Genomic DNA, 13220 nt, shown 5'->3' with positions numbered 1-13220 from the left:
CCCATGCTCACACCCTCCTTCATGAATAAGCAAGCGATTTTCCGTTTATGCCGGTGCTGTACCCGATTCGGGTTGTTGGCATTGTTAGTGCTGAATGCCTGTTCCGACTCCGCCGATAAAAATCAGCCCCAGCCGGTTATGCATGCGCTACCCGGCGAAGTTTACCTGACCCCCGATTCGCCGAAAAAAGCCTACGTCAAAACCAGCAGGTTGACCCTGACGCGGCCGCCATTGCTTGAACCGTTGGCCGGCAAAATCGCCTATAACGACAGTGTGACTTCCCGGATCAGTTCTCCGGTAACCGGCCGAGTGCTGACCAATCCATTGTCGCTGGGCAGTCAAGTGCAATCCGGAACGGTGCTGCTGGAATTGCATAGCCCGGAGGTTGCCGACGCCCAGGCCGACTACGCCAAGGCGCAAGCGCAACTGACCTTGGCCGATCGAGCATTCCGGCGCCAGCATGAGCTGTATCAAGGTAACGTCGTCTCGCGCAAAGACCTGGAACAGGCCGAGGACGGCCTGAGCGAGGCCCGCAGCGAAGTGCAGCGCGCGCAAAACCGCTTGAAAAATCTGCAACTGACGTCGGGCCAAAACAATTCCCGCTTTGCTTTGCGTTCCCCTATTAACGGCGTAGTGGTGGAACGAAACGTCAATCCGGGGCAGGAGGTCGGTCCGGGTTTGGATAAGCCGCTGTTCGTCGTTTCCGATATTCAACGGCTGACCGTGGTCATGGACGTGTTCGAAGTCAATCTGGCCAAGATCAAACCGGGCCAGCAACTAAAAATCTCGGTGCCCGCATATCCGGGCGAAGCCTTTCCGGCGACGGTAGAGTACGTCGGCCAGGTCCTTAACGAAACCACCCGTAGCGTACAAGTGCGCTGCGCGTTACCGAATCCGGACGGCCGCTTGCTGCCCGGCATGTACGCGACCATCGATGTCGAAAGCCCGCCGGATGCCCAGGCGATCGTCGTGCCGTTGACCGCGGTATTCACCGAAGATGACTCCGACTACGTGTTTGTCGCCGTCGACGAAAACCATTATCGGCAGCGGCCGGTAAAAATGGGCTTGCGGCTGAAGGAGCGCGCGGTGGTTACCGAGGGCTTGCAAGCCGGAGAGCAGTTGGTTACCGAGGGAGCCTTGGTGTTGCGCGCCGAGGAAGACGTTAACGATGCCAACCCTTAGCCCAGGATCGCCGAGATGATTGCCCGCGTTATCGCTTTTTGTTTGCAGCAGCGCCTGATGGTAATCGGTGCCACGTTGGCTATCGCCGTCTCCGGCATCGTTGCCTTCGAGAATCTGCCGGTACAGGCGTTTCCAGACGTGCAAAACGTGTTCGTGCAGGTGGTGACGCAATTTCCCGGCCAAGCGCCGGAGGAAGTGGAAAAGATCATTTCGTTACCGATCGAGCGCGAGATGAACGGTTTGCCGCATTTGCTGAATATGCGCTCGGTCTCGATTTTCGGTTTGTCGGTGGTAACGCTAACCTTCGACGACAGCGCCGAAGACTATTTCTCCCGCCAGCAAGTCCTGGAACGTTTGCGCGGCGCCGACCTACCCGGCGACGTTAAACCCCAAATCGGGCCGCTGTCGACCGGCGTCGGCGAGATTTACCGTTACGTAATCGACGCCAAACACCTGCCGTTGACCGAACAACGGGCCTTGCAGGATTGGGTAATCGAGCCGCGCCTGCGTACCGTGCAAGGGGTAGCGGACGTGGTGTCTTACGGCGGCGGCGTCAAGGAATACAAAGTCGTGGTTCGGCCGGATAGTCTGAAAAACTACCGGCTGGATCTGAATCAGGTTTATGCTGCGATTGCCGCTAACAATACCAACACCGGCGGCGGTTATATCAAGGACGGCGACGAAGCCTTGGTGGTCAGAGGTGTTGGCCTGTTGAAATCGGCCGACGAGATCGGCGAAATCGTCGTCGCCAGTAACGACGGTGTACCGATCCGGGTCAAAGACGTTGCCGACATTCGCGTCGGCCCGCAACCTCGTACCGGGATCGTCTCGCTAAACCAGCGCGACGATATCGTCGAAGGCATCGTGCTGCTGATCAAAGGCCGCGACGCGGTCAGCGTGCTCGACGGCGTCAAGCAGAAAATCGAAGAATTGAATGCGTTCGGTTTGCCGCCGGGCGTAAAAATTACGCCGATTTACGACCGTACCGAATTGGTCGGACACACCGTGCATACCGTAGAACACAATATGGTCGAAGGTGCGGTATTGATTTTGATCATTCTGCTGGTGTTTTTGCAGCGTTTCATGGCCGCGTTTCTGGTCACGCTGATCATCCCGTTGTCGTTGCTGTTTGCCTTCATTTTGGTCGATTTGGGCGGCATTTCAGCCAACCTGATTTCGCTCGGCGCGATCGATTTCGGCATCATCGTCGACAGCACCGTGGTGCTGGTGGAAGCCGTCATGGTGCAGGTAACGTTGGATATGCAGCGCAACGCCGACATCCGCGTTTTGCGGCAATCCTTGTTGAATACCGCGACCGAAATGGGCCGGCCGATTTTGTTCTCCAAAATCATCATCATCATCGCCTTTCTGCCGATTTTTACCTTCCAGCGGGTCGAGGCCAAAATTTTCTCGCCGATGGCTTATACGCTGAGCTTCGCCTTGGTAGCTTCGATGCTGTTCAGCCTGACCTTTATCCCGTCGATGCTGACCTATTTACTCGGGCCTAAGCTGGCCGAACGCCATAATCCGCTGGTACATGCGATGGAGCACCATTACCGCAACATTCTGGAATGGGTGTTGAAACATGCTCGATTGGTGTTTTTCGCGGCGGTCGGCACCTTGGCATTGAGCGTGCTGTCGGTACGCTTGATCGGTACCGAGTTCATGCCCAAACTCGACGAGGGCAATATCTGGCTGACCATCACGCTGCCGACGCCGGTATCGTTGACCACCGCCAAAGATATCGAGCGCAAGGTTCGCGACCGCTTGGAAACCTTCGCCGAAGCCAAAACCATCCTGACCCAACTGGGCCGCCCCGAAGACGGCACCGACCCTAAAGGCTTCAACAACCTGGAGGTGTTGATAGACCTGAATCCGAAGGAAACCTGGCGTTACGCCAAAAAAGACGAGCTGGTGCAGGCCATGGATAAGGCCTTATCGATTTTTCCGGGGATTCAGACCAACTTTTCCCAAGTGATTCAGGATAACGTCGAAGAAGCCATATCCGGGGTTAAAGGCGAGATCGCAATCAAAGTATTCGGTAGCGATCTGCAAACCTTGCAGGATAAAGCAGACCAGATTACCCATATCCTGGCCGGCATTCGCGGTGCCAGCGATGTCGCCGCCGAACAGCAAGCCGGTTTGGCCCAGGTCATCGTCGACATCGACCGGGCCAAGATCTCCCGCTACGGCATCAACGTTGCCGATGTGGAACAGGTATTGGAAATCGGCATGGGCGGCAAAGCGGCATCCCAGTTTCTGGAGGGCGAACGCCGCTTCGATATTGCGCTGCGTTATGCCGAAAACGCCCGCGATTCGATATCCGGCCTGGAAAGCCTGACCGTGCAAACTCCGGCGGGGCAATTGATTCCGTTGTCCGAATTGGCGACGATCAAGGTCAACCAAGGCGCATCCCGTATCAGCCGCGAAGAAAACATGCGCCGGATCGCGATCAAATGCAATTTGATCGACCGCGACCAGGGCAGCTTCGTCGCCGAAGCCCAAGCCAAGGTAGCGGCGCAAGTGGCGTTGCCGCCCGGTTACCGCATCGTCTGGAGCGGCCAGTTCGAGAACCAGCAGCGGGCGATGAAGCGCTTGGCGATTATCGTGCCGATCAGTCTGGGTTTGATCTTCGTGTTGTTGTTCTGGACTTTCATGTCGGTTAAAAATGCGCTTTTAATCGTGATGAACGTGCCGTTTGCGTTGATCGGCGGCCTGTTGATCCTGCTGGCAACCGGCATCAATCTCAGCGTCTCCGCCGCGGTGGGTTTCATCGCCTTGTTCGGGATTGCCGTGCAGAACGGCGTGATTCTGGTGTCGCAGTTGAACAAACTGCGCCGCGAGGGCCAATCCTTGCACGACGCGATCGTCAACGGCTCGGTCAGCCGGCTCAGGCCGGTGGTGATGACGGCGTTGATGGCGATGCTGGGTTTGTTCCCGGCGGCATTATCCACCAGCGTCGGCTCCGAGACCGCCAAACCGTTTGCCGTGGTCATTATCGGTGGCCTGATTAGCGCGACCTTGCTAACCTTGACCCTGCTGCCGGCGCTATACCGTTACTTTGCCGAAGCCGACGAGCTTTAAAGGATGGCCATGAAAGAAATCCGCGCTTATATTCAGCCGCATAAACTCAACCAATTGACGATGGCCTTGATGGAAATTCCGGATTTTCCGGGGATGTCGATCATGGATTGCGAAGGTTTCGGCCGCGAACGCACCGAACACGTGCAAGACTACAAACCGTTTCTGGCCAAAAAGCGGATCGAAATCTTCGCCCCGGAGCATCTGGTGGAGACCATTTTTCAGACCGTCATGAAGGTGGCGCGTAGCGGCCACCACGGCGATGGCAAGGTTTACATCGTCGAGGCGGTGGCGGGCGGCCGGATCAGTACCGGCGAACGGGATGCGGATCTGGGCTGAGCGGTTTCGCCGTCAGCCCGACAAAGGCGAATGCAGATAAATTCGGCAGAGCTCAGCCCAGCAGCTTCAATTCCGCTTCGCGGTATTTCTCGGCGCACTTCCGGCTGACATCTTCCGGCAATTTTGGGCCGGGAGCGGTTTTGTTCCAATCCAAGGTTTCCAGGTAGTCGCGCAAATACTGCTTGTCGAAGCTGGGCGGACTGATGCCGACTTGGTATTGTTCGACCGGCCAGAAGCGCGACGAGTCCGGAGTCAGTGCTTCGTCGATCAGGAACAGCGTGCCGGCGGCGTCCAGGCCGAATTCGAACTTGGTATCGGCGATGATGATGCCGCGCTGGCGGGCGTATTCGGCAGCGGTGGTATACAGTTGCAAGCTGGCGTCGCGAACTTTGCCGGCGATTTCCTCTCCCATCAACGCCACGGTGTCGGCAAAGCTGATGTTCTCGTCGTGCACGCCGACTTCGGCTTTGCTGGACGGCGTATAGATCGGTTGCGGCAGTTGCTGCGCCTGTTGCAGGCCTGCCGGCAGTTCGATGCCGCAGACCGCGCCGCAACGCTGGTAGTCCTTCCAGCCTGAACCGATCAGGTAACCGCGGACGATGGCTTCCACCGGCAACGGTTTCAGGCGTTTGACGACGATGGCACGGCCTTCGACCTGGGCTCTGAGCTCCGGATCGGGAATCACGTCGGCCAGCGTTAAGTCGTCGCTCAAGTGGTTCGGAATGATGTCGCGCATTTTTTCGAACCAGAAGTTGGAGACACTGGTCAATACCCGGCCTTTGCCCGGAATCGGATCGGGCATGATCACGTCGAACGCCGACATCCGGTCGGTGGTGACGATCAGCAGATGGCTGTCGTCGATTTCGTACATGTCGCGGACTTTGCCGCGGCCGAGCAGTTTCAGATGTGGCAGAGAGGATTCGTATAGTGCGGCGGGGACGTTCATATCGGGGGCGGATAGTCAGTGGATAGTGTTCGAAATTTTATCATCAATCGAAAGAGGGATAGTTAACGCATGAGTTGGTTGGGCAAATTAGTTGGCGGCGCTTTCGGCCTCTTGATGGGTGGGCCGCTGGGCGCCATTTTCGGCGCCGCGGTCGGACACCAGTTCGATACCGGGATGCAAGGCATGGCGGATCAGACTTTGCATCCGGGTGAGCAACATCGGGTACAGACCGCGTTTTTTACTGCAACCTTTGCCGTAATGGGACATCTGGCGAAGGTCGATGGCCGGGTGTCGAGCGAGGAAATCGGCTTGGCTAACCGGGTCATGGACAATATGGAACTGACTCCGGAATTGCGCGACGCGGCGATCCACTTATTTCGCCAGGGCAAGCAAGCCGGCTTCCCATTGGCGGAGGTGCTGCAGCAATTTCGCAACGAGTGCCACCGGCGTACGCATTTGTTGCGGATGTTCGTCGAAATCCAATTGCAGGCGGCTTTTGCAGATGGTGTGTTCGATGCCAGCGAGGAAGCCTTGCTGGCGGATATTTGCCGGCAGCTCGGCTTGTCGGAATTCGAATATCGGCTGATCAAGGGCCAGGTTGCCGCGCAGCAGCGTTTTCGCCAGCAGAGCGGCAGGTCATCAACCTCGGATCCGGCCGCGCCGCAATTGGCGGATGCTTATGCCGCGCTGGGGGTGGTGTCGGCAGCCAGCGACGCCGAAGTCAAAAAAGCTTACCGCCGGCTGATGAGCCAGCATCATCCGGATAAGTTGGTGGCTAAAGGTTTGCCGGAAGAAATGATGGCGCTGGCCAAACAGAAAACCCAGCAGATCAGAAAAGCTTACGAGACGATCAAAGAAAACCGGGGCTTTTAAAAAAAATGCCCGCCTCACCTGTTGACAGGTGGACGGGCCAAGCTAAACAGAGCTACTGCTTGATCGCGTGAGGAGGTACAACAAACAGGTTAAGCGCGGAACGAGCCGTTAAAGTCCAGATTGCTGGAAATGGTGGCGGCTCCGAACAGCATGGTGGAGATAATGAACTCACCCGACATGAAACCAAACACGCCGGTGGTAAAAAACAGACCAGTGAGTATGTCTCGATAAAGATTGTTAGATTTGCTCATGTTTTCTCCCTGACTGATGACAGTCAATTCAATGAAGACGGTTCTACTATATGAGCTATCGCTTTTATTTACAATACTGATGAATGTGTACATCTTGTTTCTCAATGGGAAACAATTCTGTCATAAAGCTGTCATACTGGCTTGATACAGCCCGGTTTTATGGCAGAAAAGCGCTGAGTGAAGCCAGATTGTGCTTGGGTAATTTCACCGTCAGGCGCACGTTGTCGCTGAAATCCTGCGACAGGATGCAGCCGTCCAATTTTTTCAGCTGATATTCCAGCGGCTGCAATTGGTTGTAGTCCAAGGTCAGGTTGACTTCGGCAAATTCGATGTAGTCGACAATGTCCGCCGCTTCGATCACCGCTTTGGCGACATTGCCGTAAGCCCGAGTCAAGCCGCCGGCACCGAGTTTGACGCCGCCGAAATAACGCACGACGGCGACCACCAGATTGATCAGTTGCTTCCCTTCCAAATGTTGAAATATCGGTTTGCCGGCGGTGCCGCTGGGTTCGCCGGCATCGTGAAAGCGGCAGACCAGACCGTCGGCCGACTGAATCCGGTAGGCGTAAACGATATGGCTGGCATCCGGATAACGCCGGTGCAGATCGGTTAACACTGCCAGCGCTTCGGCTTCGGAGCGGCAGGGACTGATGATGCCGATGAAGCGGGATTTCTTGACGATTTCTTCGACCTGGCAGGCCGCGACCACGATTTTCACGTTACAACAGTCCGTTGATAGCCGGATGCTGGCTCAACAAATATTCGCGAAAGGCTTCGATTTGGGCTTCGTCGTGGCGGCCGTCGCGCGGTATATCAACGGTAATGTCGCTGACGATACGCATCGGCGGCGGCGACAAGAAGATCAGGCGGTCGGCCAGCGCGATTGCCTCGCGCAAATCGTGACTGACGAACAATACCGTATGCGGCCGTTGTTGCCACAACGCATAGAGCTGCGTGCGGACCTGGCGGGCACTAGGCGCGTCCAGCGACACGAAGGGCTCGTCCATCAGCAGGATATCGGGATTCACGGCAAAGGCGCGGATAATCGCCACCCGGCGCTGCATGCCCAGCGACAAGCGCTCGGGATAGCTGTGTTGCACCGCATCGAGCTGCATGCCGGCCAGTAGTTCGTCGATCACTGCAGCCGGCGGCGGGCCGGCGAATACCAACTCGATGTTTTGGCGAACGGTCCGCCACGGCAGCAGCCGCGGACTCTGGAATACGTAACCGATTTTAGCGACGGCGGCTTGGCCGCCAATCCGAATTTGGCCTTGGTAGTGACTGTCCAGGCCGGCCACCATGTTCAGCAGTGTAGTTTTGCCGCAGCCCGACGGGCCCAGCAAACAGACGAATTCGTTGGGTTCGACCTCGAACTGCAAGTCGGCGATCGTCCTGTGCTGACTTCCGCCATGGCCGTCGCGGTAGGTTTTGTCTTGAATGCTGATGCTGATAGCGTTCATCGCCGCCACCTTAGCGCCGCCCGATCCAGCGGTCGCAACACCAGCCATTCGATGGCCTGAATCACCGCGACGAAAGCAAAGGTATAAGCTAATAGGCTGGCAACGTCGAACAACTGGAAGAACAAATGCAATTGGTAACCCATGCCGTCGCTGCGGCCCAGCAATTCCACCAGTAAAACGATCTTCCAAATCAAGGCGAGGCCGGAGCGGGTGGCGGCCATCACGAACGGGTGCAGTTGCGGCCAAATCACGTGCAGCAGCGTTTTTTTGCGGCTGAAACGGTAACTCTGCGCCATTTCCAGCAAATCCTTGTCCAGCGCCCGCGCGCCCTCGCGAATCGTGACGATTACGTTCGGCAACTTATTGACCACGACAGCCAGAATTGCTGCCGATTCGTCCAGACCGAACCAGATGTAACACAGGATGATCGTGACCAAAGCCGGGATGTTCAGAAAAATCACCAACCAATTGTCGAAGAACGCGTCCAGGCTTTTGTTTTTGCCTAACAACAGTCCGATCGCGCAACCGAGCAGCATCGCAATCGAAAAACTGACAGCCAACCGGTAAAGGGTGGAGGCCAAATGATGCGGTAGTTCGCCGGAAGCGGTTGCCCGCCAGAACACTCCGGCCACCTTTGCCGGCAGCGGCAGGCTGGGATCGTCGAGCAGCATGGCTGCCGCTTGCCAGATGCCCAGCAACAGCAATAACGATAACAACGTAACGACGCCGCTACGCTGCCGGGTATAACCGCAGGCCATCAATCGGCGGACCAGAACGTGCCGGGTTGTATATGGTCGGAAGCGCCGGTCAGCTTGCTGTCGACCTGGTGCAGCATCTGGTGAATTTTTTCGGCCGCGGTTTGTTGGGCCGGGGTCCATTGCTCGATGCGGCCCTTGCAATAACCGGCGCGGAGCCTGTCTTGCTCTGCGGGGCTGCCGGCTTCGGTCAGCGGCAGGATTTTCGCCCATTCGGCATCGTTGCTGCACAAGCTGTCGCGGGCCACCCGGCTCAAATCGAAGAATTGCTTCAGTGCGGCTTTATGCTGATCGGCCCAATCCTGTTTGAAAACATAGCCGATGCTGGGCACAGTCTCGACTATACCCAATTGGCGGACGATGTCCTCGCCGCTGAGCAGGGTGCGGTAACCCCGGGCTTCCAGGCGGACGGCGAATTGCCAATAGGTCAATAATGCATCGACGCGCTTATCCAGCAATTGCTGGCTGAGCAAGGGCGGTGCGCCGTAGATTTTTTCGACGCCGGCATTCAGGTCTATTTGCTGTTGCCGGCCCAACGCTTGCAGCAACAGCCAGTTTTTATCCAGCTCGCCACCGGCAATGCCCAATTTCTTGCCTTTCAGGTCGGCCAGCGTTTTGATTGGGCTATCGTTTGCGACCAGCAAGGCGCCGGAGGTATCGGAGAACGGGTAAAAGCTCAACTTGACGCCTTCGCCGCGCATGCTCGAGGTCCAGATCCAATCGGAGACGATCAAGTCGACCGCGCCGGCTTGCAGCGCAACTTTACCGGCTTGCTGGTTGGCGATGGCGACGTTTTCGACGGCGAGGCCGGCCTTATCCAGCAAGCCTTGGTTACGCATCGCCGCCAGTTCCCAGTTTAGCGTGCCGGAGGCCATCGCACCCACTCTGATCGCAGTTTTCTCGGCGGCGTCGCCGATGGCGGCAAACAGAGCCGCCGAGGTAAACAGGCAGATTTTCAAGTTCATCTTTATTGTCCCTGGCTGAATGGTCGAACTCGCGATTTTAACGCAGCCGCAACGATTGCAATAAGCTTTCTCCGCGCGGATTCCCGACTCAGCAGTCAATTGCGGAAATCGGCGGCCGGAACCGGACGGCCGATGTGATAGCCCTGGTAGGACAAGCAGCCTTTTTCCCGCAGGAACCGGACTTGTTCCTCGGTTTCCACGCCTTCGGCAATCACGTGCAAGCGCAGGCTTTTCGCCATGTTGATGATGGTCTCGACGATTACGGCGTCGTTCTGGTCTTCCGGCAAGTCCTTGACGAAGCTTTGGTCGATTTTGAGTTGGCTGATCGGCAGCGTTTTCAAGTAGGACAGCGACGAGTAGCCGATGCCGAAATCGTCGATCGAGGTTTTGACGCCCAAGGTTTGCAAATCGCGCATTTTTCTGACCGTGTCGTCGATGTTGCTGATAACGGAACCTTCGGTCAATTCGATCACCAGGCGATCGGCCGACAGGCTCGCATCGGCCAGTATCCGCTCGATCTGTTCGACGAAGTCCGGTTGGCGGAACTGGCGGGAACTGACGTTGACCGCGACATGGCCGATGGCCCGGTTTTCCCGGTCCCAAACCCCGATCTGGCGGCAGGTTTCGCGGATCACCCATTCGCCGAGCGGCAAAATCAGGCGGGTGTCTTCGGCGATCGGGATGAATTCGGCCGGGGAAATCATGCCGCGCTGCGGATGCTGCCAACGAATCAGGGCCTCGGCGCTGACCACGCGGCCGCTATCGTCGACCTGGGGCTGGTAATGCAACACGAATTGCTGCTCTTTCAAGGCTTGCCGGATTTCCTTTTCCAGCGTCAACCGCCGGTCTGCGGTTTCCTGCATCGACGGTCGGTAGAAACTGATGCCGTTGCGGCCGCTTTCCTTGGCGCGGTACATCGCCGTGTCGGCTTGCTGGATCACCGCTTCCGGCTGTTCGGCCGCTTCCGGAAATAGGGTAACGCCGATACTGGTGGAAAAATGGTGCTCGCTGCCTTGCACGTTGAATGGCTGATTGATGGTGTGCAGGATTTTCTCGGCCAGCATTACGGCGTGGTGGGTGGCTTGGGCCATTTCGCGGTAACGTCCCGGCACCATGACGATAAACTCGTCGCCGCCCAGGCGGCAGGCCGTGTCTTCTTCGCGGATGATGGCGCGCAGGCGCTGGGCGACCTGGGTCAGCAGCTCGTCGCCGACCTGATGGCCGCGGGAATCGTTCAAGGTTTTGAAGTGGTCCAGGTCCAGGAAGAACAGCGCGCCGTAACAGTGCTGGCGTTTGGCGGCGGCGATTTCCTGTTTTAAGCGGTCCAGCAGCAGGCGCCGGTTAGGCAGTCCGGTCAGCGGGTCGTAAAACGCCAGCTCGTGGATTTCGCGTTCCGCCGCTTTTTGCTCGCTGATATCGGAAAAAATCGCCACGTAATTCAATAGCTTGCCGCTTTCGTCGCGAACGCCGGTCACGGTCAGCCATTCCGGAAACACGTCGCCGTTTTTGCGCCGGTTCCAGATTTCGCCGCGCCACTGGTTTTTGCGTAGCAAGGCGCGGAACAGGCCGTACAGCAAGCCGGGAGCCTGACGGACTTTGGATAACAGATCCGGCCGGCGGCCAACCACTTCTGCGGCGCTGTAGCCGGTGATTCGGCTAAAGGCGTCGTTGACTCTGAGCACTATGCCCTTGGTGTCGGTCACCATGATCGCTTCGTGCGACTGAAAGGTGGCGGCGGCAATGCGCAACTCGTTTTCCTGTTGTTTGCGACGCTCGATTTCGCTGTTCAAGGCCTGGTTGCTACGCAGCAAATCCCGGGTTTTCAGCGCGACCAAATCTTCGATGCGGGCGGTACGGCCGGTCATCAACATCAAACCGAAGCTGGTCAGGCCGCATAACAGAAAACTGCCCGAGAGCAGCCACCACACCGTCCAGGAGCGCTGCTCGGCGTAAAACTGGGCCGAGGGCCGGTAATGGATCGCCCAGAGCCGGTCCGCTACCTTTAATTTCAACTGCTGATGCAGTTCCGCAAACGGCGTGGCGGCGGCGTCAACGGTCGATTCGCCGTACAACAACCGGTCTGCGTCGTATATGCTCAACGCCAACTGATTTGCCTCGAGGCGAGAGACTATTTCCGCGACTTCGCTACTCAGCCGAAATACATTGGCGACCAGACCGCGCAAATGTTCCTGGCGTTGTTGTAGCGAGTTGAGGGGTTTGCCGCTGCTGTAGATCGGCGAAAACACGGCAAAGCCGAATTGCCCGTCGGCGAACGCCAGTCCGCTGGTGGCGCTGGTTTTGCCGGAGGCGATGGCTTTCTCGATCGCTTCGCGAAGTTCGGGGCGGCTCAACGCGTCCAGCCCCAGGTTTTGTTCGTTGCCGAACCAATAAGTCACCGGCAGATAGTAGTCGCGCTCGGCTGCCGTTTTAACGGCGCCCTCGACCTCGCGATCGACGATGCGAATCTGTTCCCGCTCCTCAAACTCGGCGCGTTGGCTTTGTCTGACCTTGGGTAGCCACTCCAGAACCTCCAATTCCGGATGTTGGCTGAAAATGGTGTGGGCGAACAGACGGAATTCGTTACGGTCGACGCTATCGGAACTGTCGAACAGCGCTTTCAGCAATTGGTTGTTCAATACGTCGTTGTCGAAATGTTGCTGAATGCTTTGGTGCAATAAACTGGTTTGGCTTTCGAACAGTTCGCGGATACGGCGGTTTTCCAGATTGCTACTGTACACCACGGCGACGACCACCAGGATCAAGGTCGCAGCCAGAGGATACACCACGAATTGTTGGCGTTGTCGCCATATGTGGCGAGGGGCGGCTATGAACGCGAGCAACATCGGCGCGAAAATTACCGCACCGATCGAATCGCCGACCCACCAAGTGCTCCAATTCAGGCCGATGTCGCTGAATTCGATGCAACCGAGCAAATAAAGCAGGCTGGAGCCCAGTGTCGGCGCCAGCAGGCAACTGGCGATGGCCAATACGAAAAAATGGACGATGTGGCGGTCTTCCAGCAACGGATTGTGCGGGCCTATCCAGCGGTTGATTAAAAATGCGCCGAGCCAGGCTTGTCCGCAAGCTGCGATACCTGCTGCGGTACCCATCCAATACCCCAGGGTTGGCGTTTGGCCGGCGCCGAGTCCGGAAAACGCGTAAATCTGCACGGCAATCGCACCGACCGCCAGGCCGGGCAACACTTTCCGTCCCGAGTGCAGCATGCCGGCCAGGGCGATGCCTGCCGGCGGCCAGATGGCACTGGCCTGGCTGGGCGGCATGCTCAGCATGTGGCCCAAGAAGCCGCCGATGAAATACGCCAGTGCGAAAAAACTGTTGCTTATTAGCGGTTTGAAAAAAACTGGCAT

Annotated in this window: 11 protein-coding genes; 4 read left to right on the top strand and 7 right to left on the bottom strand. The window is 57.3% G+C overall.

Annotated features, from left to right (window positions below; all coding sequences use genetic code 11):
* Positions 1 to 3: 3 nt before the first annotated feature.
* The 3 genes from NP603_RS17060 to NP603_RS17050 are packed head-to-tail and all read left to right on the top strand — an operon-like array spanning position 4 to position 4602.
* Positions 4 to 1182, top strand: coding sequence for an efflux RND transporter periplasmic adaptor subunit (locus NP603_RS17060; protein ID WP_256612099.1), 1179 nt, complete (start codon positions 4 to 6; stop codon positions 1180 to 1182).
* Between the two features lie 15 nt (positions 1183 to 1197).
* Positions 1198 to 4266: an efflux RND transporter permease subunit gene (locus tag NP603_RS17055; RefSeq protein ID WP_256612098.1), complete on the top strand. Its 3069-nt coding sequence runs from the start codon at positions 1198 to 1200 to the stop codon at positions 4264 to 4266.
* A 9-nt stretch (positions 4267 to 4275) separates the two neighbouring features.
* The gene (locus NP603_RS17050) at positions 4276 to 4602 is read left to right on the top strand and encodes a P-II family nitrogen regulator (protein ID WP_256612097.1); all 327 of its coding nucleotides are present in this window, start codon (positions 4276 to 4278) and stop codon (positions 4600 to 4602) included.
* 52 nt (positions 4603 to 4654) lie between these two features.
* Here NP603_RS17050 and NP603_RS17045 read toward each other — a convergent pair whose 3' ends face one another.
* Positions 4655 to 5548, bottom strand: coding sequence for a phosphoribosylaminoimidazolesuccinocarboxamide synthase (locus tag NP603_RS17045; protein ID WP_256612096.1), 894 nt, complete (start codon positions 5546 to 5548; stop codon positions 4655 to 4657).
* A 69-nt stretch (positions 5549 to 5617) separates the two neighbouring features.
* On the opposite strand from NP603_RS17045, the gene djlA reads away from it, so the two are divergent.
* Positions 5618 to 6421 carry a co-chaperone DjlA gene (gene djlA / locus NP603_RS17040; protein WP_256612095.1) on the top strand — a complete coding sequence of 268 codons (804 nt, stop codon included), beginning with the start codon at positions 5618 to 5620 and terminating at the stop codon, positions 6419 to 6421.
* A gap of 89 nt (positions 6422 to 6510) precedes the next feature.
* On the opposite strand, the gene NP603_RS17035 is transcribed toward djlA, so the two are convergent.
* The 6 genes from NP603_RS17035 to NP603_RS17010 form a co-directional block, all read right to left on the bottom strand.
* Entirely contained in the window at positions 6511 to 6672 is a 162-nt protein-coding gene (locus tag NP603_RS17035; protein ID WP_256612094.1) for a hypothetical protein, read from the bottom strand.
* A 157-nt stretch (positions 6673 to 6829) separates the two neighbouring features.
* Positions 6830 to 7390: an IMPACT family protein gene (locus NP603_RS17030; protein ID WP_256612093.1), complete on the bottom strand. Its 561-nt coding sequence runs from the start codon at positions 7388 to 7390 to the stop codon at positions 6830 to 6832.
* Position 7391: 1 nt separating this feature from the next.
* The gene (locus NP603_RS17025; RefSeq protein ID WP_256612092.1) at positions 7392 to 8132 is read right to left on the bottom strand and encodes an ABC transporter ATP-binding protein; all 741 of its coding nucleotides are present in this window, start codon (positions 8130 to 8132) and stop codon (positions 7392 to 7394) included.
* Positions 8129 to 8890: an ABC transporter permease gene (locus tag NP603_RS17020; RefSeq protein WP_256612091.1), complete on the bottom strand. Its 762-nt coding sequence runs from the start codon at positions 8888 to 8890 to the stop codon at positions 8129 to 8131. Before NP603_RS17020 ends, NP603_RS17025 begins: the two co-directional genes overlap by 4 nt.
* Positions 8890 to 9852: an ABC transporter substrate-binding protein gene (locus tag NP603_RS17015; protein WP_256612090.1), complete on the bottom strand. Its 963-nt coding sequence runs from the start codon at positions 9850 to 9852 to the stop codon at positions 8890 to 8892. The genes NP603_RS17020 and NP603_RS17015 overlap by 1 nt, the downstream gene beginning before the upstream one ends.
* Positions 9853 to 9947: 95 nt before the next feature.
* On the bottom strand, positions 9948 to 13220 hold the full coding sequence (locus tag NP603_RS17010) for an EAL domain-containing protein (protein ID WP_256612089.1): 3273 nt from the start codon (positions 13218 to 13220) through the stop codon (positions 9948 to 9950).

The sequence above is a fragment of the Methylomonas aurea genome (assembly GCF_024505045.1).
GTDB classification, from domain to species: domain Bacteria; phylum Pseudomonadota; class Gammaproteobacteria; order Methylococcales; family Methylomonadaceae; genus Methylomonas; species Methylomonas aurea.
This window is presented reverse-complemented; position numbering and strand designations above follow the sequence as displayed.